Raw genomic sequence first — 23748 nt, 5'->3', positions numbered from 1 at the left:
TGGTCCGTTCTGTCGCGGACGCGGCGTCGGCGATGCCTCGGCACCGGCCGTGGCGGGCCGGGCGCCCGGCTCCTGGAGGGCGTGCAACCGGAACGCCCTCTTCCGTGCGCCGCGCCCTCGCCTAGGCCCGCTCCGGCACCGCGTCTCCCGCCAGCCGGCGCAGCCGCTGCAGCGAATCGGGTTCCTCGGCGAAGGCGAGCGCCTGGCGCAGGCTGCGGTAGATGCGTTCGACGTAGCCGTGGTCGTTGAGCAGCGAGCCGGCTTCCAGCGCGTCGAAGCGGCCCGCCCGCACCTGCTCGAACAGTCGCGTGCGGAAGCGTGCGTCGAACGCGGCCGCTTTCCGGTCCAGGTCCCGCAGCCGCGATGCGCCGTCGTCGCCATCGGCCAGGGCGATGGCGCGCAGCGCCCGGATCTGGCCGAACAGGTGCCGGCGCAGGTCCACGTAGGCTGCCCGCACCGGCGAGTCCGGCCCCTGCAGCCGCTGGCCCAGGTTCTTCTGCAGGTGCTTGGCGTCCTTGACCGCGTTGACCATCTGCAGTGCCGCCATCTGGCTGCCGGTCCAGAAACGCCGGTGTTCCTCGTCCAGCGGCAGCTCCAGCCGGCTCATGAAGGCCAGCAGGTCGCCGTACACGCCCTTCACCCGCTGCTGGCACAGCAGTTCGGCGTCGACGCAGGTGCCGGGGTCCGGTGCAACCCCGGCTTCGTCCGGCCGCGCCGCGGTCAGTTGGCTGGCCGGCAGGCGCAGCGCCTGGCAGATCACTGCCAGGCTCAGGTGGCCCAGGTGGCGCAGTTCGAGGGCGACCGCGGCGGCGGCATCGGCCGATTCAAGCGCCGCATCGCCGAGAGGGCGCGCGCGCAGCCGCTCGACCCGCACCGGGCCGTCCGCCACCGCCAGAACAGGGCCACGCCGCCGGCGTTGAACAAGGTGTGGAACGGCGCCAGTTGCAGCAGCGCATTGTCGCCGAAGCCGCCCAGCCGCGCCAGCGCCTGCATGCCCCACGTCAGCGGCACCAGCAGTACCAGCGCCGGCGCCGCGGTGACCACGTTGAACAGCGTGCGCCAGCGCCAGGCGCTGCCCGCTGCGGTTGCCGCCGAGCATGCCGACCAGGTCGGTCCCCACGCTGCTGCCCACGTTCGAGCCGCTCGCCATGGCCAGCCCCTGTTCCAGTTGCAGTTGCCCACCCGCCAGCGCGGCCAGGGTCAGCATCAAGGTGGCGTGGCTGGACGGCAGGATCATGGTGACCACCAGCCCGCCCAGCGCGAACAGCTAAGGTCCCGGCCATGCCGCCCTGCTGCAGCGCGCCCATGTCCAGGCCGCCGCCGGCCAGCGCGAAGCCGCCCTTGCCGGCGTTCCGCCCGGCACGGCCATCGCCGGTACGCTCTCGCCCGCGGCGACGCCGCTGCGGCAAGATGGAGCGATGCCCGCCGCGCCGCCCGACTTCCGCCTCTACCACTCCAATTCGCTGGAAGTGCTGGCCGGGCTGCTGGCGCAGGCGCTGCGCGAACCGGTGCCGGGGCAGTCGCCGCTGGCGCCGGATATCGTGCTGATCCCGCAGGTGGCGATGCGCCGCTGGCTGCAGGCGCACCTGGCCGCCACCCACGGCGTGGTGGCCAACGTGGAGTTCCTGGCGCCGGGCCAGTTCGTGGCGCATGCGCTGGCCGCCAACCTTGGCGCCGGCGACGACGACCTGGATGCCGCCGGCCTGCACTGGCGCCTGTATGCCGCGCTGACCGACCGGGCATTGCTCGCGCAGCCGGCGATGGCCCGCCTGGCCGGCTACCTGGCCGGCGCCGATCCGCTCAAGCCCTGGACCCTGGCCCGCGAACTGGCCTCGGTGTTCGAGAAGTACCAGGCCTGGCGCCGCGACTGGCTGCTGCGATGGGAGGCCGGCGCCGACCCGGACGACCCGCAGGCCATCCTCTGGCGGCGGGTCGCCACGGGCCTGGACCACCGCGCACGCCGCATCCAGGCCTACCTGGAACGCTTCGCCGGCCCCGAGCGGCCGCTGCCGCAGGGGCTGCCGCCCCGGCTGTTCGCCTTCGCCACCCTCAACGTCTCCCCGGACGTGCTGCGGGTGCTGGCCACCCAGGCGCGCGCGGGCACCCTGCACTTCTACCTGCCCACCCCGACCCAGGAATACTGGGGCGACCTGCAGGCCCTGGGCGCGCGCCTGCGTGCCGGCGCGGCCGACCCCTTCGGCGCCGAGGACCAGGAGAACCCGCTGCTGCGCGCCTGGGGCGCGGCCGGGCGCGACTTCATGGCCCTGCTGGGCAGCTACGAGGCGGTGCATCCGTCCGGCGAGATCGCCGCCTATGCCGATCCGGAGGCCGGCCCGGGCGGCAGCCTGCTGCGGCGGCTGCAGGCCGACCTGTTCCACCGCCGCGCGCAGCCGGGCGCCGCATTGCGCCCGCAGGTCGAGGCGGACGACCCCAGCCTGCAACTGCACGCCTGCCACACCCGGCTGCGCGAGTTGCAGGTGCTGCACGACCGCCTGCGCGCGCTGCTGGAGGACCCGCGCTTCGACCCGCCGCTGCAGCCGCGCCAGATCGCGGTGATGGCGCCGGACATCGATCCGTACGTGCCCTACCTGGATGCGGTGTTCGGCGGCCACGGCCAGGGCGACCCGATCCCCTGGGCGGTGGCCGATGCCAGCCCGCTGGCCGGCGAGCCGCTGGCCGCCGCGTTCCTGCGCCTGCTGGCGCTGCCGGTTTCGCGTTTCGGCCTGGACGAGGTGCTCGACCTGCTGGCCAGCCCGCCGCTGGCCGAGGCGGCCGGGCTGGATGCGGCCACCCTGGAACGCCTGCGCGGCTGGCTGCATGCCGCCGGTGCGCGCTGGGGCCTGGACGCGGCCCATCGCGGCCGCCACGGCGCGCCGCAGGACGACGCCTATACCTGGCAGTTCGCCGTGGATCGCCTGCTGCTGGGCCACGCCACCGGCGACCCGGCGCCGGTGGCCGGGCCGGCGCAGGCGGTGGCGCCGCTGCCGGCGCTGGAAGGCGGCGCGCTGGACGCGCTGGACCTGCTGCTGCGCCTGCTGCGCGTGCTGGCCCGGTACGAGCGCGCCTTGGCCGAGGCCATGCCGCCGGCGCGCTGGCGCGAGCGCCTGCTGGGCCTGCTTGAGGCCCTGGTCCCGCACCCGCCGTCCACCCCGCGCGGGCAGCGCGCGCTGGACCGCCTGCGCACGCTGATCGACGCGTTCGCTTCGGAGGCGGACAAGGCCGGCTTCGAGGCGCCGGTCCCGGGCGAGGCGGTGCGCGCGCACTTCGCCGCGGCGCTGGGCGAGGCCGACACCCGCGCCCCGCTGCTCACCGGTGGGGTCAGCTTCGCGCGCATGGTGCCCATGCGGCTGCTGCCGTTCCGGGTGATCTGCCTGCTGGGCATGGACGACGGCCAGTTCCCGCGCCGCGACCCGGCCGCCGGGCTCAACCGCCTCACCGCCGAGCTGGGCACGCAGCGCCGCCGCCATGGCGACCGCTCCACCCGCGACGACGACCGCTACCTGTTCCTGCAGTTGTTCGCCTCCGCGCAGGACGTGTTCTACCTGAGCTGGCTGGGCGCCGACCCGCGCGACGGCAGCGCGCGCGAACCGTCGGTGCTGGTGTCCGAACTGATCGAGGCGGCCGCGGCCCAGCACCTGCCCGATGCGGACGCGGCGCGCGCGCTGGTGTTGCGGCACCCGCTGCAGCCGTTCTCGCCGGCGGCGTTCGGCGCCGGTGGCGATCCCCGCCAGTTCTCCTACCAGCGGCCGTGGCGCGCCGCCGCCGCCGGGTCGGCCGCGGCGCGCGCGATGCCGCCGCCGTGGTTCGCGGGCGACGCGCTGGAACCGGCCGCGGCCGATGCCTCGCTGCCGGTCGAGGCGCTGCGCCGCTTCCTGCTGCATCCGGCCGAGGCGTGGCTGAAGCGGCTGGGGCTGCGCCTGGCGGAGGCCGAGGCCCGCGGCGAGGACGTGGAGCCGCTGGTCGCGCCCGGCCCCGGGCTGGAGCGCGCGCGCCTGCAGCGCGCGGTGTTCGACACGCTGCTGCAGGACGACAGCGAGGCGGCCATCCATGCCGACCTGCGCGCGCGCGGGCTGCTGCCCAGCGGCGCGCCGGGACGGCGCGTGCTGGCCTCGCTGCGCCGTGAGCTGGCGCCCTACGCCGATGCCTTCGGCCAGTGGCGCGGCCAAGCGCAGCCGCGGTCGCTGGCGGTGGAGACGACCCTCGACGGCGTGCGCCTGCACGGCCGCATCGGCGAGGCCTACCCGCAAGGCATCGCCCGCCTGCGTTTCGGCAAGCCCAACGGCCCGGCCACGATCCGCAGCGGGCTGGACTGGCTGCTGGCCTCCGCTGCCGGAATCGAGCTGCCGCTCGCGGGATTCCACGAGGGCGAAGGCCGCCGCCTCGGCCCGCACCTGCGTCCGCCGCTGGCGCCGGAAGCCGCGCGCGCGGCGCTGCGCCGGCTGCTGGAACTGCGCGCGCAGGGGCTGCGCGAACCGCTGCCGTTCGCGCCCTACAGCGCGTGGGAGCTGTTCAGCGCGCCCGACCCCGTGCGCGGCGTGAAGGCCGCCGCCACGCGCTGGCACGGCAACGGCCAGAACGGCTTCGCCGAAGGCCGGCAGGCCGCGCTGCGGCTGGCGCTGCGCGGCCTCGATCCCTTCGCCGACCCGGCCCTGCTGCTGCGCTTCGCCGACCTGGCCATGAGCGTGTTCGCCGCCGTGCAGGACGGCGAGGTCCACGCCGGCGTCGATCCCGGCGCGCTGGCGGGGCTGGCCGCCGCGTTCGACGCGGAGGACGCCGGATGAGCGCCGCGCAGGACGCCTACCTCACCGTACCGCTGGAAGGCGTGCGCGCCATCGAGGCCTCCGCCGGGACCGGCAAGACCTTCACCCTGGCCACCCTGGTGGTGCGGCTGGTGCTGGAACGCGGCCTGTCGGTGGAACGGATCCTGGCCGTCACCTTCACCGAGGCCGCCACCCAGGAGCTGCGCGCCCGGGTGCGCAAGCGCCTGCTGCTCGCCGCGGAGCTGGCCGTCGACCCGGCGCGGCCCGGCCAAGGCGCGCACGATGACGCCCAGCCCGAGGCCGCGCTCACCCACGGCCTGATCGAGGCGCACCTGGCGCGCAGCGGCGAACCGCGTGCCTCCGTGTGCAGGCGCCTGCGCCAGGCCGCCGACGGCATCGACCTGGCCGCGGTCTTCACCATCCACGGCTTCTGCGCCCGGGTGCTGCGCGAGCATGCGCTGGAGAGCGGCCAGGGCTTCGACACCCCCGAGCTGCTGGCCAACGACGATGCCCTGCGCGCGGCCATCGCCGCCGACCTGTGGCGCACGCACGCGGCCGATGCCGACGGCGTCGACGACCTGGCCGCGCTGTGGCCGGAGGGCCCCCGGGCGCTGGCGCGCGACCTGTCGCTGCTGGCGCGCGAACCGGAACTGCGTCCGCCGCCGGCGCCCGCGCTGCCGGACCCGGCGCCGATGCTGCGCGCGGCGGCCCGGGGGCTCGCCGCCGCCGGCCGCGAACACGGCGCGGACTTCCGCACCGCGCTGCTGGCGGCGGTGGACGGCAAGGTGTTGCACGGCGGCAGCTACAAGGCGGCGTGGATCGAGGACCTGTTCGCCACGCTCCAGGCCTGGTGCGCGGCCGGCGACCCGGACGTGCCGTTCGACCACGCCAAGCTGCCGCAACTGCAGCGCGACACCCTGCGGGCGCGCACCAGCAAGGCCGGCGCCGGGCGCACCCCCGACTCGCCGCTGTGCGGCGCGGTGGAGGACTACGCCGCCGCGCTGGCCCGGCTCGACGAGTACCGCCAGGCGCGCCAGGTGGCGCTGCTGCACCGCCTGCGCGACGACGCCCGGCGCCGGCTGGCCCTGCACAAGCGGCAGCGCCGCGTGCAGACCTACGACGACCTGATCGACCGCCTCGCCGATGCGCTGGACGGCGCCCAGGCCGACGCGCTGGTCGCGCGCCTGCGGGCGCAGTACCGCATCGCCCTGGTCGACGAGTTCCAGGACACCGACCCGCGCCAGTGGCGCATCTTCGACCGAGTGTTCGGCGCGCGCAGCGGCGACCCGGCGCTGTTCGTGATCGGCGATCCCAAGCAGGCGATCTACGGCTTCCGCGGCGGCGACGTGGAGACCTACCTGGCCGCGCGCGCCACCGCCGAGCAGGCGCCGCCGCTGACGCACAACTTCCGCTCGCGGCCGGCCGTGCTGCGCGCGATCGATGCGCTGTACGCGCGGGCCGACGCCGCGCTCGCGGGTGGCGACCCGGCGGCGGGAACCTCGGCCTTCGCCGATCCGCGGATCCGGTTCCGCCCGGTCGCGCCCGGCGGCAACCGCGCCGATGCCGACTACCTGCGCAACGGCGCGCCGGCGCCGGCGCTGGTGCTGTGGCGCGCGCCCCCGCCCCCGCCGGACGCGGACGGCCGACACAAGCCTTACAGCGCGCCGCACTCGTGCGAGTTGGCCACCCGCGCTTGCGTGGCCGCCATCCATGCCGTGCTGGCCGACGCGCGCGCGGGCCGCGCCATGGTCGATGGCCGTCCGCTGCAGCCCGGCGACATCGCCGTGCTGGTGCGCCGGCACCACGAGGCTGCGCGCATCCGCGAGGCGCTGGCGGCGGCGGGCATCCCGGCCGTGGCCGCCGGCCGGCAGAGCCTGTTCGCCACCGCCGAGGCGCACGAGCTGCACGCGCTGCTGCAGGCCCTGCTGCACGGCGCCGACGACGGCCGCCTGCGCGCCGCCCTGGCCACCGTGCTGGTCGGCGAGGACGCGCGGCGCATCGCCGCGCTCGACGCCGAGGGCCAGGCCCTGCACCGGTGGCGGATGACCACCCTGGCCTGGCGCGACCGCCTGCAGCAGGGCGGCCCGCTGGCCCTGGTGAACGATCTGTGCGCCCAGCACGCCCCGCGCCTGCTGGGCCTGCTGGACGGCGAGCGCCGCCTCACCAACTACCTGCAACTGGCCGAGCACCTGCAGGAAGCCCAGCGCGGCGCGCTCGGCCTGCAGGGCCTGGTCGAGGGGCTGGGGCGCGCCATCGGCACCGCCAGCGCCGAGGACGATGCGCAGTTGCTGCGCCTGGAGTCGGACGCGCGCCGGGTGCAGGTGGTCACCCTGCACAAGAGCAAGGGCCTGGAATACCCGCTGGTGTTCCTGCCGTACGCCGGCATCGGCGGCAAGCCGCCGGACCCGGGCCGGCGCGTGGTGGTGCACGACGGCGCCGACGGCCGCGTGCTGCAGTGGAAGCTGCCGGAACGGGCCGGCGGATGGGAGGAGGCCAGCGAGCGCTGGAAAGCCGCCCAGCGCGCCGAGGACGCGCGCCTGCTCTACGTGGGCCTGACCCGCGCGCGCGATGCGCTGTGGCTGGCCGGCGGGCAGTTCTACAACCACGCCCAGTCGCCGCTGTGGCCCATGATCGCCGATGCGCACGCGCTCGCCGCCCTGGCGCCCGGCGCCATCGTGCTCGACGACGCGCCGCCGCCGGAGGCCCTGCCCTGGCTGCCGCCCGAGGCCGAAGGCGCGGTGCCGCCGGCGCGCATGGCCACCCGGCCGCTGGCCGGCGACTGGTGGGTCTACAGCTTCACCCAGCTCGCCCACGCCGATGCCGGCGGCGATACCTCCGCCGCGGCCACCCAGCCCGTCCCGGGCGGCGGCGACGAGCCGGCCATCGATGCCGCCACGCCCGACGAAGAAAGCGATGCGCGCTTCGGCGGCACCCGCTTCGGCGTGGTGATGCACGAGGTGTTCGAGCACGCCGACTTCGCCGCCTGGCGCCATTGGCGCGCGGGCGATCCCGCGCCGGAGGCGGAACGCGCCAGGATCGTCGAGGCCCTGGGCCACGGCGGCTATGCCGCCGCCGACATCGACGAGGGCGTGGCCGCGCTGGCCGCACTGGTGGGCCACACCCTCACCGTGGTCCTGCCCGAGGGCATCGCCCTGGCGGCGCTGGCGGACGCGCAGCGCCGGGCGGAGATCGAGTTCCAGTTCGCGCTCGCGCCCACCCGTGTCGACCGGCTGCTGGCGCTGCTGCACGCGCACGGCCTGCTGCGGGGCCGCCAGGGCTTCGGCGCGCGCCGCACCCTGGAAGGCCTGATGACCGGCCTGATCGACCTGACCTACCTGCACGACGGACGCTGGTACGTGCTCGACTACAAGTCCAACCGCCTGCCCGGCTACGGCCCCGCGCACCTGGCCGAGGCCATGGAGCACAGCGAATACCCGCTGCAGGCGCTGATCTACACCCTGGCCCTGCACCGCTGGTTGCGCTTCCGCCTGGGCGGACGCTACGACTACGCGCGCGACTTCGGCGGCGTGCGCTACCTGTTCTGCCGCGGCATCGACGCCGGCCGCGCCGATTCGCCCGGCGTGCAGGCCTGGACCTTCGCGCCGGAACTGGTGCATGCGCTCGATGCGCTGTTCGCCGGCGATGCGCCGCGAGGGCCGGCGGCATGAGCCTGCTCGAACGCCTGCGCCGCGACGGCCGGCTGCGCACCCTCGACCACGCCTTCGCCCACAGCCTGCGACGGCTGGACCCGGACACGCCCGGCGAGGTGCTGCTGGCCGCCGCGCTGGCCTCGCATGCGGTGGCCGCCGGGCGTGCCGGCTTCGATCCCGCGCAGCCGCAGGCGCTGGCCGGTGCCGACGTCGACTGGCCCGCGCCCGAGGCGTGGATGCGCGCGCTGGCCGCCTCGCGCTGGGTGTGGCGATCGGAAGACGGCGGCGCACCGGCGCCGGCCGACGCGCCGCTGGTGCTGGAACATGGCCTGCTCTACCTGCGCCGCTACCGCGAGTACGAGCGGCGCCTGGCCGCCGGCCTGCGCCGCCTCGGCGGCCAGGCGCCCGAGGCGCCGGGCATCGCGGCGCTGGCGCCGTTGTTCGCGCGCCTGTTCCCGCGGACGGGCAGCGGCGACGACCGCCAGGCGCGCGCCGCGGCCGTGGCCCTGCGCCACTCCCTGGTGCTGGTCACCGGCGGCCCCGGCACCGGCAAGACCACCACCATCGCGCGCCTGCTGGTGCTGCTGGCCGCACAGGCCGCGCAGGCCGGACGCGCCGCGCCGCGCATCGCCCTGGCCGCGCCCACCGGACGCGCCGCCGAGCGCATGGCCGAGAGCCTGCGCAAGGCCGCGCAAGGGCTGGCCGCCGAGGGCATCGACGCGCCGCTGCTGGCGCCGCTGGCCGCCGCCGGCAGCACCCTGCACCGCCTGCTGGGCACGATTCCCGATTCGTCCGGCTTCCGCCACCACGCCGACAACCCGCTGGAGCTGGACGTGGTGGTGGTGGACGAGGCCTCGATGATCGACCTGCCGCTGATGGCCAAGCTGGTCGACGCGGTGCCCGACGGCGCCCGCCTGGTCCTGCTCGGCGACCCCGACCAGTTGCCCTCGGTGGAAGCCGGCGACGTACTCGCCGGCATCCTCGCCGCCGCCGGCGACGGCCTGCGGCTGCACCCGGACGATACCGAAGCGCTGCAGCCGCTCCTCGGCGACCCGGTCGACGCCCCCCCGGCCGCGCCGGTGCGTATCGACCGCGGTCCCGGTGCGGGCGCGGACGCGGTGGGCACCGGTGCCACGCAGGCCCGGCCGCCGGACTCCCGCCTGCGCGGCGACCCCCCGCAAGCCCTGCCCGCCCGCCACGTCCGGCTCACCCGCGGCTGGCGCCAGTCCGCCGCGCTGGACCTCGCCCCGCTGGCCGCGGCCGTGCGCGAGGGCGATGCCGGGGCCGCGCTCGACCTGCTGCGCGGCGGCCGCCTCGACGGCGTGCACTACCATCCCGACGCCGCCGACCCGCTGCAGCATCCGCTCCAGCGCGAACGCTTCCTCGCCCACTGGACCGCCCTGGCCGAGGCCGGGACCCCCGCGCAGGCGTTGATCCGGGCCGGCGCCTTGCGCATCCTCACCGCCGTGCGCGAAGGCCCGCAGGGCGCGCAGACCCTCAACGCCCGCATCGAGGCGTTGCTCTCCCAGCGCCTGGCCGCCGCGCCGCAACGCAGCGCGGCCCGTGCCGGCCGCGCCCAGGGCGGCTTCTTCCACGGCCGCCTGCTGCTGGTCACCGAGAACAGCTACCGCCACCGCCTGTTCAACGGCGACATCGGCATCTGCCTGCGCGACGACGACGGCCAGCTCATGGCCTGGTTCCCCGGCGAGCATCCCGACCGGCCGCGTGCCTTCCACCCGGCCACCCTGCCCGCGCACGACAGCGCCTTCGCCATGACCGTGCACAAGGCCCAGGGCTCGGAGTTCGATGCCGTGTGGCTGGCGCTGCCGGCGAAGGACAACCGCGTGCTGTCGCGGGAGCTGGTCTACACCGGCATCACCCGCGCGCGGTCCGAGCTGCACCTGGCCGGCCGCGCGCAGGTGCTCGATACCGCCCTGCGCCGGCACGCCGTGCGCTGGTCGGGATTGGGATGGCGGCTGGGCGAACGGTCCGGGGAATGAGCCTTCCGCCTGCATCCACGAGGCGGCCGGCGCCGGCGTCGCGGATGCGGACGGAAGGGGTGCACCCGTGGTGCGGGGCGGTGCTCAGCCCAGCAGGCGGTTGATCCGCTGCACGAACGCGGCCGGGTCGGCCAGCGGCGCGCCGGCGGTCAGTTCGGCCTGTTCCAGCAGCAGGGTGGCCAGGTCGGCGGCGCGGGCCTCGTCGGTCTCGTCCTCGATCCTGCGCAGCAGCGGGTGCTGCGGGTTGATCTCCAGGGTGGGCCGGTTCTCCGGCACGGCCTGGCCGGCCTCGCGCAGCAGGTGCGCCAGGTGCGGGGCCATCTCGTGCTCGGCCAGGGCCAGGCAGGAAGGCGAGTCGGTCAGGCGCGCGGATACGCGCACCTGCTCCACGCGCTCGCCCAGCAGCGCGCCGAGCCTGTCCAGCAGCGGCGCGGCGGCCTTGGCGGCGTCTTCCTGCCGCTTCTTCTCCGCCCCGTCCAGCGGCAGCTCGCCCTTGGCCACGTGGCGCAGCGGCTTGCCCGCGTATTCGTGCAGGTGGCCCACCATCCACGCGTCGATGCGGTCGGACATCAGCAGCACCTCGATGCCCCGGGCCTTGAAGGCTTCGAGCTGCGGGCTGCCGGCGGCGGCCTTGTGGCCGTCGGCGGTGACGTACCAGATGGCATCCTGGCCGGCGGCCATGCGCCCGACGTAGTCGTCCAGCGAGACGGCCTGCGCCGCGCCCTCGCCCTTGGTCGAGGCGAAGCGCAGCAGTTTCGCGATGCGCTCGCGGTTGCCGGCGTCCTCCACGATGCCTTCCTTCAAGGTGTTGCCGAAGGCCTTGAGGAAGGCGGCGAACGCCTCCGGCGCGTCGCGCGAGAGCTTCTCGACCAGGTCCAGCACCCGCTTCACGCACGCGCCCTTGATGCGTTCGAGCTGGCGGTTGTGCTGCAGGATCTCGCGGCTGACGTTGAGCGGCAGGTCGTCGGCGTCGACCACGCCGCGCACGAAGCGCAGGTAGTTGGGCAGCAGTTCCTGCGCCGCGTCCATGATGAAGACGCGCTTGATGTACAGCTTCAGGCCCTTGCGCTCGTCGCGCCCGCCCATCAGCACGTCCAGCGGCGGCTGCGCGGGCAGGTACAGCAAGGTGGTGAAGCTCTGGCTGCCTTCCACCCGGTTGTGGGTCCAGGCGGCCGGCGCGTTGAAGTCGTGGCCCAGCGAGGCGTAGAAGCGGCGATAGTCCTCGTCCGGGATTTCGGACTTGGGCTTGGTCCACAGCGCCGAGGCATCGTTGGCCGTCTCCCATTCCGGCGCGGCATCGGCCTGGGTTTCGTCGTCCTTGCCGGCCGCGGCCCGCTTCGGCACGCGGATGGGGAAGGCGACGTGGTCGGAATAGGCGCGGATCAGCGAGCGCAGCTTCCAGTCGTCGAGGAACTCGTCCTCGCCCGGCTTGAGGTGCAGGATCACCGTGGTGCCGCGCTCCGGCACGAGGGCCTCCTCCAGGGTGTACTCGCCGCGGCCGTCGCTTTCCCACTTCACCCCGGCCTCGGCCGGGGCGCCGGCGCGGCGGGTGAGGACGGTGACCCGGTCGGCCACCACGAAGGCCGAATAGAAGCCCACGCCGAACTGGCCGATCAGGCGCGCGTCGGCCTTCTGCTCGCCGCTCATCGCCTCCAGGAAGCGGCGGGTGCCGGAACTGGCGATGCTGCCCAGGTTGGCCACCACCTCGTCGCGGTCCATGCCGATGCCGGTGTCGCGCAGGGTGATGGTGCGGGCGGCCTTGTCGCTGCCGACCTCGATCCGCAGCTCGCCCTCGCCGGCCAGCAGTTCGGGACTGGCGATCGCCTCGAAGCGCAGCTTGTCGCAGGCATCGGAGGCGTTGGAGACCAGCTCGCGCAGGAAGATCTCCTTGTGCGAGTACAGCGAGTGGGTCACCAGGTGCAGCACCTGGGCGACTTCGGCTTCGAAGGGGCGGGTCTGGGGAGCGGCGGCGGTGGTCATCGGGAGGTCCTTGTGGATGGCCGGGTCGAGCCCCCGATGTGCGAGCAGGCGGTGCGATTTCAAGGGGCATGGCGGCCGCGGCGGTCCCGCCGCCGTCGTGCGGGCCCTTCTCGCGCGGCGCCCGCCCGCTCAGCGCGGCAGGGCGTAGGCGATCACGTAGTCCCCCACCGGCGTCTCCATGAAATGGTGGCCGCCGGCCACGATCGCCACGTACTGGCGGCCGCCGGCCTCGTAGACCATCGGGGTGGCCTGGCCGCCGGCCGGCAGCACGTCCTTCCAGACCGTCTTGCCGGTGCGGATGTCGATGGCGCGGACCAGGCCGTCGGTGGCCGCGGCGATGAACACCAGGCCGCCGGCGGTGACCGCCGGGCCGCCGTTGTTGGGCGTGCCGATGTCCAGCGGCAGCCCGGAGCGGATCCCGAACGGGCCGTTGGCGCGGGCCTCGCCGAATGGGCGGTCCCACAGGGTGCGGCCGGTGGTCAGTTCGATCGCGCGGATGCCGCCATAGGGGGGCTCCTTGCACAGCAGGCCGGTGACGGGCATGCGCCAGCCGGCGTTGACGTCGATGGCGTACGGGGTCCCGGCCTGCGGGTCGCCGGCGCCTTCGGCACTGGTCTCGCTCAGGCTGCCGCCGCGGGCTTCCTCGCGCGGTGCCCAGCCGCGCCGGTCGGCCTCCTCGCGCGGGACCAGGATGTTGTAGTTGGGCATGTCGTTGTAGTTGGCCACGATCACGCCGCGGCTGGGATCGACCGCCACGCTGCCCCAGTCCGAGCCGCCGTTGTAGCCGGTGTACTCGATGAAGTGGCGGTCGGCGGTGGGCGGGGTGTACAGGCCCTTGTAGCTGGCGCGGCGGAAGTTGATCCGGCACGCCAACTGGTCCAGCGGGGTCAGCCCCCACATGTCCCGCTCGGTCAGCTCCGGCTGGGCGAGGGTGGCGTAGAGCGAATGCGGCTGGGTCCTGGCGCGGCGTTCCGGCTCCACCCCGCCGGTGGGCGCGGGCCGTTCCTCGACCTCGAACAACGACCGGCCGGTACGGCGGTCGAGGACGTAGATGTCGCCCTGCTTGCTGGGCAGGATCACCGCCGGCACGCTGCCGTTGGCGGTGGGCAGGTCCACCAGGGTCGGCTGCGAGCCGAGGTCGTAGTCCCACACGTCCATGCGCACGGTCTGGAAGTGCCAGCGCGGGCGGCCGGTATCCACGTCCAGCGCCACCAGCGCGCTGCTGTAGGCGTTCTCGATGTCGGTGCGCAGGCCGCTCCAGTAGTCGGCGGCCGAGTTGCCCATCGGCAGGTACACCAGGCCCAGGGCTTCGTCGCCCGCCGCGGTGGTCCACATGTTGGGCGTGCCGCGCGCGTATTCCTCGCCCGGGCCGGGCGGGGCGCCATCGCGTTCCGGGTGCAGCATGTCCCAGGCCCAGCGCAGGCGTCCGGTGACGGCGTCGTAGCCCTGGATCACGCCCGACGGTGCCCAGCGCATCTGCCCGTCCAGCACCTGGTGCCCGGTCACCACCACGCCGCGGACGATGGTCGGCGCCGAGGTGATGGAGACGTAGCCCGGCGGGGTGTCGCCCATGCCCACGGTGATGTCGACCTGGCCGTTGTCGCCGAAATCCGCGCAGGGCAGGCCGGTATCGGCGTCCAGCGCCAGCAGCCGCGCGTCCAGGGTGCCGCTGACGATGCGGCGGCGGCAGGCCGGCGCCGCGGACGCGGCGGTGTCGGCGGCGGGGACCTCGTAGTACGCCACCCCGCGGCAGGCGGCGGTGTAGGGAATGGACGCATCGTCCACGCCCGGGTCGAAGCGCCACTGTTCCTCGCCGGTGGCCGCGTCCAGCGCGATCACCTGGCTGCGCGCCGTGCACAGGTACAGGCGGTCGCCGACCTTCAGCGGCGTGGTCTCCGCGCCCCAGTTGCGCTCGGGGATGTCGCCGGTGCGGAAGACCCAGGCACGCCGCAGGTCGCCGACGTTGTCCGCGGTGATCTGCGCCAGCGGCGAGAACCGGGTGCCGGCATTGTCGCGGCCCCAGGCGGCCCAGTCTCCCGGGGCGGGGGCATCCTTGGGCTGGGCGCCGGGCGCGGCCGGCACCTGGGCCAGCCCGCCGGGCGCCGGCACCTGCCCGGGCTGCCGCGCGCCATGCGGCAGGAACGCCAGGGCGAAGGCGGCCACGAACACCGCCGCCAGGCTGCCGGCCAGCACCGGCACGGCGCGCCGGCGGGGCGGACGGTCCAGTCGCGGCAACAGCAGCGCCAGCACCAGGCCCAGGGCGACCATGAGCCCCAGCCGCGGCACCCAGCGCCAATAGTCCAGGCCCGATTCCCAGGCGGTCCACGCCACGGTGCCGGCCAGCACGATCCAGAACGTCCAGGCGCCGAGGTGGCGGCCGCGCCACAGCAGCGCCGCCGCCGCCAGGAGTCCGGCCCCGGCCAGCGCGTAGTACCAGGAACCGCCGAGGAACAGCAGCCACAGCCCGCCGGCCGCCATGGGCAGCCCGACCAGGACCAGGAGCGCCGCGAAGCCGCGCACCATCCAGCCCGGGTTCGGTGCGGTGACGGTGACGGGACGGTTCATCGGAAGTCTCCGGCGATGGGGTCCGCGCCACCGTAGGACGATGCGCGGCAGCGCCGGGTGAAATCGCCCGGCGGCCGGGCGCCGGCACGGGCCGGCGATGTCGTCGGCCCGGATCGCGGGGATCGCTCCGTCCTTGCCGGCCACGGCCGTGCCTTGCTCGCCATGGCCGGCGCGCGCGCCGCCGCCGGCATGCGGGGCGCGGCCGTGGGTCAGGGAGGGGGTGGGCCGTGGTCCGGCCCTCGCGTGCCCCCGGCTTGGTCGAGAGGCTCAGGCCCGCTTGCGCGCGGCGATCCATCGGTCCACGCGTTGCTCCAGCAAGTCCAGCGGCAGCGCGCCGCCGCCGAGCACGGTGTCGTGGAAGCCGCGGAGGTCGAAGCGCTCGCCCAGTTCGGCCTCGGCCTTCGCGCGCAGTTCCTGGAGCTTGATCATGCCGATCTTGTAGGCCGTGGCCTGGCCGGGGATGACCAGGTAGCGCTGCACCTCCGAGCGGATGGCCGCGTCCGGCACCGAGCTGTTGGCGCGGAAGTAGTCCACCGCCTGCTGCTCGGTCCAGCCCTTGGCGTGCAGCCCGGTGTCCACCACCAGGCGGATGGCGCGCCACATCTCCGACATCAGGCGGCCGTACTCGGAGTAAGGGTCACGGTAGGTGCCGGGCATCTCCTTGGCGAGCCATTCGGCGTACAGGCCCCAGCCTTCGGTGTAGGCGGTGCTGCGGTACTGGGTGCGGAAGGTCGGCACGCCGGTCAGTTCCTGGGCGATGGAGATCTGCATGTGGTGGCCGGGCAGGCCCTCGTGGTAGGCGATCACCTCCAGCTCGGTCCTGGGCATGGCGTCCATGTCCGCCAGGTGCGCGTAGTAGATGCCGGGGCGCGAACCGTCCGGGGTGCCGGGGTAGTAGTGCTGGGCGGCGCCGGGCTGCTCGCGGAACGGCTCCACCCGGCGCACCACCAGGTCGGCCTTGGGTAGCAGGCCGAAGTACGCGGGCAGGTGCTGCTTGATGTTGTCGATGTCGGCGGTGGCCTCGTCGATGTAGGCCTGGCGGCCGGCGTCGGTGTTGGGGAACAGGCGCGCGCCGTCGTCCTGCACGTGCGCGAAGAAGGCCTGCAGGTCGCCCTGGAAGCCGATCCGGCGCTGCACCGCCTCCAGTTCGCCGCGCAGGCGCGCCACCTCGGACAGGCCGAGCTGGTGGATCTGTTCGGCGCTCATCGCGGTGGTGGTGTTCTGGCGCAACTGGTGGCGGTAGTACGCCGCGCCGTCGGCCTGGGTGGCGCCCACGCCGGCGGCGTTCTCCGTGGCCGCGGGCAGTTCTTCCCGGGCGAAGGCGACCAGGCGGGCGTAGGCGGGGGCGACGCTGTCCAGCAGCGCCTGGCGCGCCAGCGCCTTCAGTTCGGCCGCGCGCGCGGCGGAGATGGCGCCCTTCCCGGCCAGCGCGTCGGCCTTGGCCTGGGCATCGGCCCACAGCGCGCTGTCGGCGCCGGCGTCGAACGGCGCGCCGCCGACCACCTTCAGCGACTGGTCGATCACGCCCTGGTAGGCGAAGCGCGGCGGGCGGATGCCCTGCGCGGCCGAGGCGGCGGCGCGTTCCAGCAACTGGCCGAACATGGCCGGCACCGCGTTCAGGCGCGCGACGTAGGCCAGGTAGTCCCGCTCGTCCTCCACCTTGTGGAAGTTGATCAGGAACGTGGGCAGCGAGGCATGGGTACCGCTCATCTGGTTGAACAGGTAGGTGTTGGCCATGAACGGCAGGGCGTCGCGCGCGTCCTCGTACTGGCGTTTCCACAGGTCCCAGGACAGGCGCGCCTCCGGGTCCAGGCGGTCGCGGTCGAAGTCCGCCTCCATTTCCGCCACCGAGGCCTCCAGCCAGGCCAGGCGGTCGCGCGCGGCGGCCTCGGACATGTCGTCCAGGCGGTCGTTGAGTTCCTTGCGGCCCAGGAAGGTCAACTGCATCGGGCGCAAGCGCAGCAGTGCCTCGTACTTGGCGTCGAACCAGGCGTTCAGGCGCTGCGACTCTTCCTGCGAAGGCGCCTCGGCGGCCACGGACGCCGAGGCCGACGGCCCCGTGGACGGCGACGGGGAACAGGCGGCCAGGGCCAGGGCGAGCAGGCTGAGGGCGGATGCATGGCGCACGGGAGCTCTCCGGGCAAAGGGGATGGCCCGCATTGTGTTGCCGGGCGGCGGGGCAGGCCAATGCGGAAGGTCATGCCGCCGCCGGTCTTTGCGGTACCCAGGACCACGCCCCGTGGCGGCGCCCGCGGTGGGCCCGCGCGCGACGCCGCTGCGCCGCGTGGCGCGATCATGGCCGGAGAAGGACGATGGCGCGGACGCGGTACCATGGCCGTCCTCGCCGTTTCCGCCGCAGGCCATGTCCGATTCCCCGCGCAGTGCTGCTTCCGTCACCCAGGCCCAGGCCGAGGAGGCCGTGCGCACGCTGCTGCGCTGGGCCGGCGAGGACCCCTCGCGCGAGGGCCTGCTGGACACCCCGCGGCGCGTGGCCGAGGCCTACGGCGACTGGTTCAGCGGCTACCGCGAGGACCCGCGCGAATACCTGCAGCGCACCTTCGAGGAAGTGGCCGGCTACGACGAGATGATCGTGCTGCGCGACATCGAGTACGAAAGCCATTGCGAGCACCACATGGCCCCGATCATCGGCCGGGTGCACGTGGGCTACCTGCCGGACGGCAAGGTGGTGGGCATCAGCAAGCTGGCGCGGGTGGTGGAAGCCTACGCGCGCCGCTTCCAGGTGCAGGAGAAGATGACCGCGCAGATCGCCCATTGCATCCAGGACGTGCTGCACCCGCTGGGCGTGGGCGTGGTGGTGGAAGGCACGCACGAGTGCATGACCACCCGTGGCATCCACAAGCGCGGGGTGAGCATGGTGACCTCGAGCATGCGCGGCAGCTTCCGCGCCGATGCGCGCACCCGTGCCGAGTTCCTGCGCTTCATCGAGGCGGGGCGCCGCTGAAGGCGCCTCGGGAGCCGAAGGCCATGCTCTGCCCCTGCGGGATCGACCGCGAGTACGAGGACTGCTGCGGCCGCTGGCATGCCGGCGCGCCGGCGCCCGACGCGCTGGCGCTGATGCGCTCGCGCTACAGCGCCTACGTGCTGGGCCTGCCCGACTACCTGCGCGCCACCTGGCACCCGTCCACCCGCCCCCCGGCGCTGGACCTGGACGACCCCGAGGCCCGGCGCGTGGTCTGGCTGGGCCTGCAGGTGAAGGAGCATCGCGCCGCCGGGGACCGCGCCGAGGTCGAGTTCGTCGCCCGCTACCGGGTCGGCGGCGGCAGCGCGGTGCGCATGGCCGAGCGCAGCCGCTTCGTCCGCGAGGGCGGACGCTGGTACTACGTGGACGGCGATACGGCCTGACCCGCGCGCGGCCGTGACGCGGCGCTCATGGCGACGGCGCTAGCGTGGGCGCATGCCGTCCGTCGCCGCCCCCGCCCCGCCCCCGGCCGCCGTGGCGCTGGAGCCGCGCTACCGCCAGGTGCGCGCCGCCAGCCGCGCCCTGGCCGCGCCGCTCTCGGCCGAGGACGCCATGGTGCAGAGCATGGACGACGCCAGCCCGGCGAAGTGGCACCTGGCCCATACCACCTGGTTCTTCGAGCGCTTCGTGCTGGAGCCGGTTGGCCAGGCGCCGTTGCGGCCGGAATGGAACTACCTGTTCAACAGCTACTACGACAGCGCCGGGCCGCGCCACCCGCGCCCGCGCCGCGGGCTGCTGTCGCGGCCGTCGCTGGAAGAAGTGCTGGAGTACCGCGAGCGGGTCGACGCGCGCGTGCTGCAGGCGCTGCAGGCCGGCGACCTGCCCGCCGTGGCGCGCGACCGGCTGGAACTGGGCCTGCACCACGAGCAGCAGCACCAGGAGCTGCTGCTGACCGACATCAAGCACGCGCTGTGGAGCCATCCGCTGCGTCCGGCCTACCGCGACGACCTGCCCGCGCCGCCGGCCGCCGCGCCCATGCCGCTGGCGTGGATCGCCGTGGACGAGCGCATCGTGCGGATCGGCGCGCCGCGCTGGCCGCAGGCGCCCGGCTTCGCCTACGACAACGAGTCGCCGCGGCACCGTGCGCTGGTCCCGGCGCACGCGCTGGCCAGCCGGCCGGTGAGCAACGCCGAATACCGCGGCTTCGTCGAGGACGGCGGCTACCGCGCGCCGGCGCTGTGGCTCAGCGACGGCTGGGCGAAGGTCCGGGCCGAGGGCTGGCAGCGTCCGCTGTACTGGGAACCGGACCTGGAGCGGGCCTACACCCTGGGCGGGCTGCGCGCGCTGCCGGCGCACGCGCCGGTCTGCCACCTGAGCTACTACGAGGCCGATGCCTTCGCCCGCTGGGCCGGGGCGCGGCTGCCGGGCGAGGCGGAATGGGAGCAGGCCGCCGCGCCGCTGGCGGCCGAGGGCCACTTCGCCGACGACGGCCTGCTGCAGCCGCGGCCGGCCACGGCCGCCGGGCTGCAGCAGCTCTACGGCGATGTCTGGGAATGGACCGGCAGCGCCTACCTGCCCTATCCGGGCTTCCGCCCGTGGCAGGACGCCACCGGCGAATACAACGGCAAGTTCATGTGCGGGCAGTGGGTGCTGCGCGGGGGCAGTTGCGCCACCCCGCGCGGGCACGTGCGCGCCAGCTACCGCAACTTCTTCCCGCCGCACGCGCGCTGGCAGTTCTCCGGGTTGCGCCTGGCCCGGGACGCGGCATGAGCGTGGCCGCGCGCGCCGCGCCGCCGGACCCGCACGCGGCGCTGCGCGCGGACGTGCTGGCGGGCCTGGCGCACCGGCCGCAGCGGCTGCCGTCCAAGTATTTCTACGATGCGCGCGGGTCGGCCCTGTTCGAGGCCATCACCCGGCAGCCGGAGTATTACCTGACCCGGGTGGAGCGGGCGCTGCTGGCGCGCCACGCCGGCGACATCGCCGCCGGGGTCGGGCCGCGCGCGCGCGTGGTCGAGTACGGCAGCGGCAGCGGCCTGAAGACCGAGTGCCTGCTGGGCGCGCTCCCGGAACCGGTGGCCTATACCCCGGTGGAGATTTCCGCCGCCGCGCTGGACGCCTGCGTGGCGCGCCTGCGCCTGCGCTTCCCGCGCCTGCCGATGCTGCCGCTGTGCGCCGACTTCACCGCGCCGCTGGCGCTGCCGCATCCGGCCACGGCGGCGGCGCGCACGCTGGCGTTCTTCCCCGGCTCGACCCTGGGCAACTTCGAGGACGCCGAGGCGGTGGCGCTGCTGCGGGCGATGGCCGCCACCGTGGGCGAGGACGGCCTGGCCCTGGTCGGGATCGACCTGGTCAAGGACCCGGCGGCGATCGAGGCCGCGTACAACGACGCGGCCGGGGTCACCGCCGCGTTCACCCTCAACCTGCTGGCGCGGATCAACCGCGAGCTGGGCGCGGACTTCGACCTGGACGGGTTCGCCCACCGCGCCCGCTACGTGGCGGCGCGCGAGCGCATCCAGACCCACCTGGTCAGCCGGCGCGCGCAGGCGGTGCGGGTGGCCGGCCGCCGCTTCGCCTTCTCCGCCGGGCAGGCCATCCTGGTGGAGTACAGCCACAAGTACCGCGACGCGCGCTTCGCCGCGCTGGCCGCCGCCGCCGGCCTGGAGGTGGCAGGCGCCTGGGGCGGCGAGGCCGACGGCTTCGGCCTGCGCCTGCTGCGGCGCAGGCGCGCGGCGGACTGACCGCGGCGCCTGGGGCGGCCGCGCGGCACGGATCGGCGCCACGAAGCGCACCGACGATGCGATGGCGCTCACCCGGGTGCTGCCGGGGAGCCGGGTGCGCTTGGCTATCATGGCCGCCTTCCCGATCGGCGCTGCGGCATGAATCCCGTGCCTTCCCTGCTGTTGAACCTGGCCGCCCTCGGCCTGGCGGCCTGCGCGCCTGCGCGCGGCCCCGCGCAGGCTTCGGTCGCGCCGGCCGGCACGGACCTCTCCAGCGGCGTGGATGCCGCACCTGCGCCCACCGCCTTTCGCCTGCCCCCCGGCTACGGTGGGCTGGTGCACTCGCCTTCCCCCGTTTCGCAGAGGATCTCCTCGATGCCGCACGACATCCCCGGCCTGCGCCTGGGTACCTTCCAGGGCCTGGATGCACTGCTGGTCCGGACCCCGCACGCCAGCGCCGCAGTGGCGCTGTTCGGCGGCCAGTTGCTGTCCTTCGTGCCGGCCGGGCAGGCCGATGCGCTGTGGGTGTCGCCGCAACGGGCCGCGCTGCCCACGCCGATCCGCGGCGGCACCCCGGTATGCTGGCCGTACTTCGGCCGCCAGGGGCAGACCGCCGAGGTGCCGGCGCACGGCCTGGTCCGCACCCTGCCCTGGCAACTGGCCGGTGCCCGGCGCGAGGACGACGGCACGGTGGTGCTGGAACTGGAGCCGCCGCCGCTGGCCGAGCTGGCCCTGCGCCTGCGCATGACCCTGCGCATCGGCCGCACCCTGGAGCAGGCCCTGGTCACCGAGAACGCCGGCCCCGAACCGGTGCGCTACACCGAGGCGCTGCACAACTACTTCCGCGTGGCGGACGCCGCGCAGGTGCGGGTGGAAGGGCTGGACGGGCGGGCCTACCTGGACAAGAACGACGGCATGGCCACGCACGTGCAGCATGGCGACTGGACCTTGCTGGACCCGCGCGACCCCGGCCGCAGCGACCGCCTCTACGGCGCGGCCGGCGGCGCGTACCGCCTGGTCGATCCCGGCCTGGGCCGGCGCATCGAGCTGAGCGTGCGCGGCGGGCGCACCGCGATCGTGTGGAACCCGGGCGAGTCCGCCGCGGCACGCATGGCCGACGTCGGCGCGCACTGGCGCGAGTTCCTCTGCCTGGAAGCGGCCAACGCCGGGCCGGACGTGGTCGAGCTGGCCCCGGGCGCGCGCCATGCGCTGGTGCAGACGATCGCGGTGCTGCCCCTGGAGGACTGAGCGCCCTTCTGCAGGAGCCGGTACCGTCGCCGCCGCGGCGGCTACACTGCGCGGCCATCCGGGTCGACGGCCGCGCCTGAGGCGTGGCGTCCGGGCCATCCCCTGCACACGAAAAGGCGGACGCGTGGATTCCTCCCAGCGGCAACGGCCGGGCGCACGGCGCGCGGCGCTGGTCTTCATCTTCTTCACCGTGCTGATCGACGTGCTGGCCTTCGGCGTGATCATCCCGGTGCTGCCGCACCTGGTGGAGCGGTTCACCGGCGGCGACATCGCCGCCGCGGCGCGCTGGGTGGGCGTGTTCGGCATGGTGTTCGCGGCGGTACAGTTCGTGTCCACGCCGGTGCAGGGCGCGCTGTCGGACCGCTACGGGCGGCGGCCGGTGATCCTTCTGTCCTGCCTGGGGCTGGGCCTGGACTTCGTGTTCATGGCCTTGGCCACCTCGCTGCCGATGCTGCTGGCCGGGCGGGTCATCTCCGGCGTCGCCGCGGCCAGCTTCACCACCGCCAACGCCTACATCGCCGACGTGACCGCGCCGGAGAAGCGCGCCCGCAGCTACGGCATGATCGGCGCGGCCTTCGGCCTGGGCTTCGTGGTCGGCCCGCTGATCGGCGGTTGGCTGGGCGGGATCGACCTGCGCCTGCCGTTCTGGTTCGCCGCCGGGCTGGCGCTGTTGAACTTCCTCTACGGCCTGTTCGTGCTGCCCGAGTCGCTGCCCCCGCAGCGGCGCACCGCGCGCTTCGACGTCTCCCACGCCAACCCGTTCGGCGCGCTGGCGCTGCTGCGCCGCTACCCGCAGGTGTTCGGCCTGGCCGCGGTGGTGTTCCTGGCCAACCTGGCGCACTACGTGTACCCGAGCGTGTTCGTGCTGTTCGCCGACTACCGCTACGGCTGGGGCCCGCGCGAGGTGAGCTGGGTGCTGGCGGTGGTGGGGGCGCTGAGCATCGCGGTCAACGCCGGGCTGGTCGGGCGCACGGTCAAGGCGCTGGGCGAGCGGCGCACGCTGCTGCTGGGGCTGGGCTGCGGGGTGGCCGGGTTCGCGGTGTACGGGATGGCCGGCAGCGGCTGGGTATTCATGCTCGGGCTGCCGGTGAGCGCGCTGTGGGCGCTGGCCGCGCCGGCCACCCAGGCGCTGATCACCCGCCAGGTCGGCGCCCAGGTGCAGGGCCGCATCCAGGGCTCGCTGATGAGCCTGGTGAGCCTGGCCGGCATCGCCGGACCGCTGCTGTTCGCCAACGTGTTCGCGCTGTTCGTCGGCGCCGATGCGCCGGCGCACCTGCCGGGCGCGCCCTGGTTCCTGGCCGCGGCGCTGCTGGCCTGCGCGTGGGCGGTGGGCTGGCGCTACGCGCGGCCGGGCGCGGCGACCGAGGGGGAGGACGCCGCCGCCGCGCCCGGCGGCTGAAGGCCAGGGAGGGTCAGTCGTTCTCGATGCCCAGGATGCGGCCGTCGGTGGGGTCGACCCGGATCTTCACGTCCTTGCCGTCCGGGCGCTCGGCCTCGGCCTCCCAGATGCCGTCGTCGTAGTCCACGTCGTGGACCTTGGAGTAGCCGGCGGCGGTCAGCCTGGCCTTGACGTCCTCGGCGCTCAGGCGCGAGACCATGCCCTCGGCGAAGACCTTGCCGCTGGCCGGGTCCACGCGCACGTCCACGCGGTTGCCGTCGGCGCCGGTGGCGTCGGTCTCCCACATGCCGTCCTCGAATTCCAGGTCGTCGATGCGGGTGAAGCCCTGCTCGGCCAGCAATGCGCGCACCTGCGGTTCGGTCAGGGTCTGCTTGCCGCCGGAGCCGGCCATCGCCGGCGCGGCGGCCAGCGCGGCGGCCAGCAGGGCCGGGAGGATCAGGGCGGTGGAGTTGCGCATGGGGACGTTCCTGTTTTGCGGGTTCCGGGGGCGCCACCGTGCCCGTGGCCGC

Annotated in this window: 15 protein-coding genes and 1 pseudogene; 10 read left to right on the top strand and 6 right to left on the bottom strand. The window is 74.8% G+C overall.

Translation table 11 applies throughout. The features are described from left to right. Positions 1–121: 121 nt before the first annotated feature. On the bottom strand, positions 122–874 hold the full coding sequence (locus HNR76_RS10410) for a hypothetical protein (protein ID WP_183982227.1): 753 nt from the start codon (positions 872–874) through the stop codon (positions 122–124). Continuing rightward, positions 769–1044 carry a hypothetical protein gene (locus tag HNR76_RS10405; RefSeq protein ID WP_183982225.1) on the bottom strand — a complete coding sequence of 92 codons (276 nt, stop codon included), beginning with the start codon at positions 1042–1044 and terminating at the stop codon, positions 769–771. Before HNR76_RS10405 ends, HNR76_RS10410 begins: the two co-directional genes overlap by 106 nt. Before the next feature lie 53 nt (positions 1045–1097). Between HNR76_RS10405 and HNR76_RS10400 the strand changes: the two genes are divergently transcribed. The 4 genes from HNR76_RS10400 to recD all read left to right on the top strand — a co-directional run bounded on the left by HNR76_RS10400 (position 1098) and on the right by recD (position 10410). Further along, positions 1098–1271 carry a hypothetical protein gene (locus HNR76_RS10400; protein WP_183982223.1) on the top strand — a complete coding sequence of 58 codons (174 nt, stop codon included), beginning with the start codon at positions 1098–1100 and terminating at the stop codon, positions 1269–1271. A 147-nt stretch (positions 1272–1418) separates the two neighbouring features. After that, the gene (gene recC, locus HNR76_RS10395) at positions 1419–4781 is read left to right on the top strand and encodes an exodeoxyribonuclease V subunit gamma (RefSeq protein WP_162310499.1); all 3363 of its coding nucleotides are present in this window, start codon (positions 1419–1421) and stop codon (positions 4779–4781) included. Then, positions 4778–8428: a UvrD-helicase domain-containing protein gene (locus HNR76_RS10390; RefSeq protein ID WP_162310500.1), complete on the top strand. Its 3651-nt coding sequence runs from the start codon at positions 4778–4780 to the stop codon at positions 8426–8428. The genes recC and HNR76_RS10390 overlap by 4 nt, the downstream gene beginning before the upstream one ends. Next, on the top strand, positions 8425–10410 hold the full coding sequence (gene recD / locus HNR76_RS10385; RefSeq protein ID WP_183982221.1) for an exodeoxyribonuclease V subunit alpha: 1986 nt from the start codon (positions 8425–8427) through the stop codon (positions 10408–10410). The genes HNR76_RS10390 and recD overlap by 4 nt, the downstream gene beginning before the upstream one ends. 84 nt (positions 10411–10494) lie before the next feature. On the opposite strand, the gene htpG is transcribed toward recD, so the two are convergent. From htpG to HNR76_RS10370, 3 genes are all read right to left on the bottom strand, one after another. Next, entirely contained in the window at positions 10495–12390 is a 1896-nt protein-coding gene (gene htpG, locus HNR76_RS10380; protein WP_183982219.1) for a molecular chaperone HtpG, read from the bottom strand. Between the two features lie 129 nt (positions 12391–12519). Continuing rightward, entirely contained in the window at positions 12520–14913 is a 2394-nt protein-coding gene (locus HNR76_RS10375; protein ID WP_246429112.1) for a membrane-bound PQQ-dependent dehydrogenase, glucose/quinate/shikimate family, read from the bottom strand. Positions 14914–15222: 309 nt separating this feature from the next. Further along, positions 15223–17082, bottom strand: a complete 1860-nt coding sequence (locus tag HNR76_RS10370; protein ID WP_249065616.1) for a DUF885 domain-containing protein — start codon at positions 17080–17082, stop codon at positions 15223–15225. A gap of 235 nt (positions 17083–17317) precedes the next feature. Between HNR76_RS10370 and folE the strand changes: the two genes are divergently transcribed. The 6 genes and pseudogenes from folE to HNR76_RS10340 all read left to right on the top strand — a co-directional run bounded on the left by folE (position 17318) and on the right by HNR76_RS10340 (position 23239). Then, the gene (gene folE, locus HNR76_RS10365; RefSeq protein ID WP_162310505.1) at positions 17318–17917 is read left to right on the top strand and encodes a GTP cyclohydrolase I FolE; all 600 of its coding nucleotides are present in this window, start codon (positions 17318–17320) and stop codon (positions 17915–17917) included. A 23-nt stretch (positions 17918–17940) separates the two neighbouring features. After that, the gene (locus HNR76_RS10360; protein ID WP_162310506.1) at positions 17941–18318 is read left to right on the top strand and encodes a YchJ family protein; all 378 of its coding nucleotides are present in this window, start codon (positions 17941–17943) and stop codon (positions 18316–18318) included. 52 nt (positions 18319–18370) lie between these two features. Next, a complete protein-coding gene (egtB, locus tag HNR76_RS10355) occupies positions 18371–19645 on the top strand; it encodes an ergothioneine biosynthesis protein EgtB (protein WP_162310507.1) in 1275 nt (424 codons plus the stop codon). Next, complete coding sequence (gene egtD, locus HNR76_RS10350; RefSeq protein ID WP_162310508.1) at positions 19642–20613, top strand: L-histidine N(alpha)-methyltransferase; 972 nt, start codon at positions 19642–19644, stop codon at positions 20611–20613. Before egtB ends, egtD begins: the two co-directional genes overlap by 4 nt. A 264-nt stretch (positions 20614–20877) precedes the next feature. After that, positions 20878–21840: pseudogene (locus tag HNR76_RS10345) on the top strand (D-hexose-6-phosphate mutarotase); the annotation flags it as partial. A gap of 124 nt (positions 21841–21964) precedes the next feature. Continuing rightward, positions 21965–23239, top strand: coding sequence for a TCR/Tet family MFS transporter (locus HNR76_RS10340; RefSeq protein ID WP_162310510.1), 1275 nt, complete (start codon positions 21965–21967; stop codon positions 23237–23239). Between the two features lie 13 nt (positions 23240–23252). Here the strand turns inward: HNR76_RS10340 and HNR76_RS10335 are convergent, their stop codons facing one another. Continuing rightward, entirely contained in the window at positions 23253–23696 is a 444-nt protein-coding gene (locus tag HNR76_RS10335; RefSeq protein ID WP_162310511.1) for a PepSY domain-containing protein, read from the bottom strand. Positions 23697–23748 lie beyond the last annotated feature (52 nt).

This window comes from Pseudoxanthomonas broegbernensis, assembly GCF_014202435.1.
Taxonomy (GTDB): domain Bacteria; phylum Pseudomonadota; class Gammaproteobacteria; order Xanthomonadales; family Xanthomonadaceae; genus Pseudoxanthomonas; species Pseudoxanthomonas broegbernensis.
Note: the sequence above shows the minus strand (reverse complement) of the source record. Positions and strands in the feature narration are given on the sequence as shown.

What these genes read in the sequence shown, in the direction of transcription:
- HNR76_RS10335 (WP_162310511.1), bottom strand. Translation starts at nt 23,696, where the DNA reads ATGCGCAACTCCACCGCCCTGATCCTCCCGGCCCTGCTGGCCGCCGCG.
- HNR76_RS10390 (WP_162310500.1), top strand. Translation starts at nt 4,778, where the DNA reads ATGAGCGCCGCGCAGGACGCCTACCTCACCGTACCGCTGGAAGGCGTG.
- recD (WP_183982221.1), top strand. Translation starts at nt 8,425, where the DNA reads ATGAGCCTGCTCGAACGCCTGCGCCGCGACGGCCGGCTGCGCACCCTC.
- egtD (WP_162310508.1), top strand. Translation starts at nt 19,642, where the DNA reads ATGAGCGTGGCCGCGCGCGCCGCGCCGCCGGACCCGCACGCGGCGCTG.
- folE (WP_162310505.1), top strand. Translation starts at nt 17,318, where the DNA reads ATGTCCGATTCCCCGCGCAGTGCTGCTTCCGTCACCCAGGCCCAGGCC.
- egtB (WP_162310507.1), top strand. Translation starts at nt 18,371, where the DNA reads ATGCCGTCCGTCGCCGCCCCCGCCCCGCCCCCGGCCGCCGTGGCGCTG.
- HNR76_RS10360 (WP_162310506.1), top strand. Translation starts at nt 17,941, where the DNA reads ATGCTCTGCCCCTGCGGGATCGACCGCGAGTACGAGGACTGCTGCGGC.
- HNR76_RS10400 (WP_183982223.1), top strand. Translation starts at nt 1,098, where the DNA reads ATGCCGACCAGGTCGGTCCCCACGCTGCTGCCCACGTTCGAGCCGCTC.
- HNR76_RS10375 (WP_246429112.1), bottom strand. Translation starts at nt 14,913, where the DNA reads ATGGTGCGCGGCTTCGCGGCGCTCCTGGTCCTGGTCGGGCTGCCCATG.
- htpG (WP_183982219.1), bottom strand. Translation starts at nt 12,390, where the DNA reads ATGACCACCGCCGCCGCTCCCCAGACCCGCCCCTTCGAAGCCGAAGTC.
- recC (WP_162310499.1), top strand. Translation starts at nt 1,419, where the DNA reads ATGCCCGCCGCGCCGCCCGACTTCCGCCTCTACCACTCCAATTCGCTG.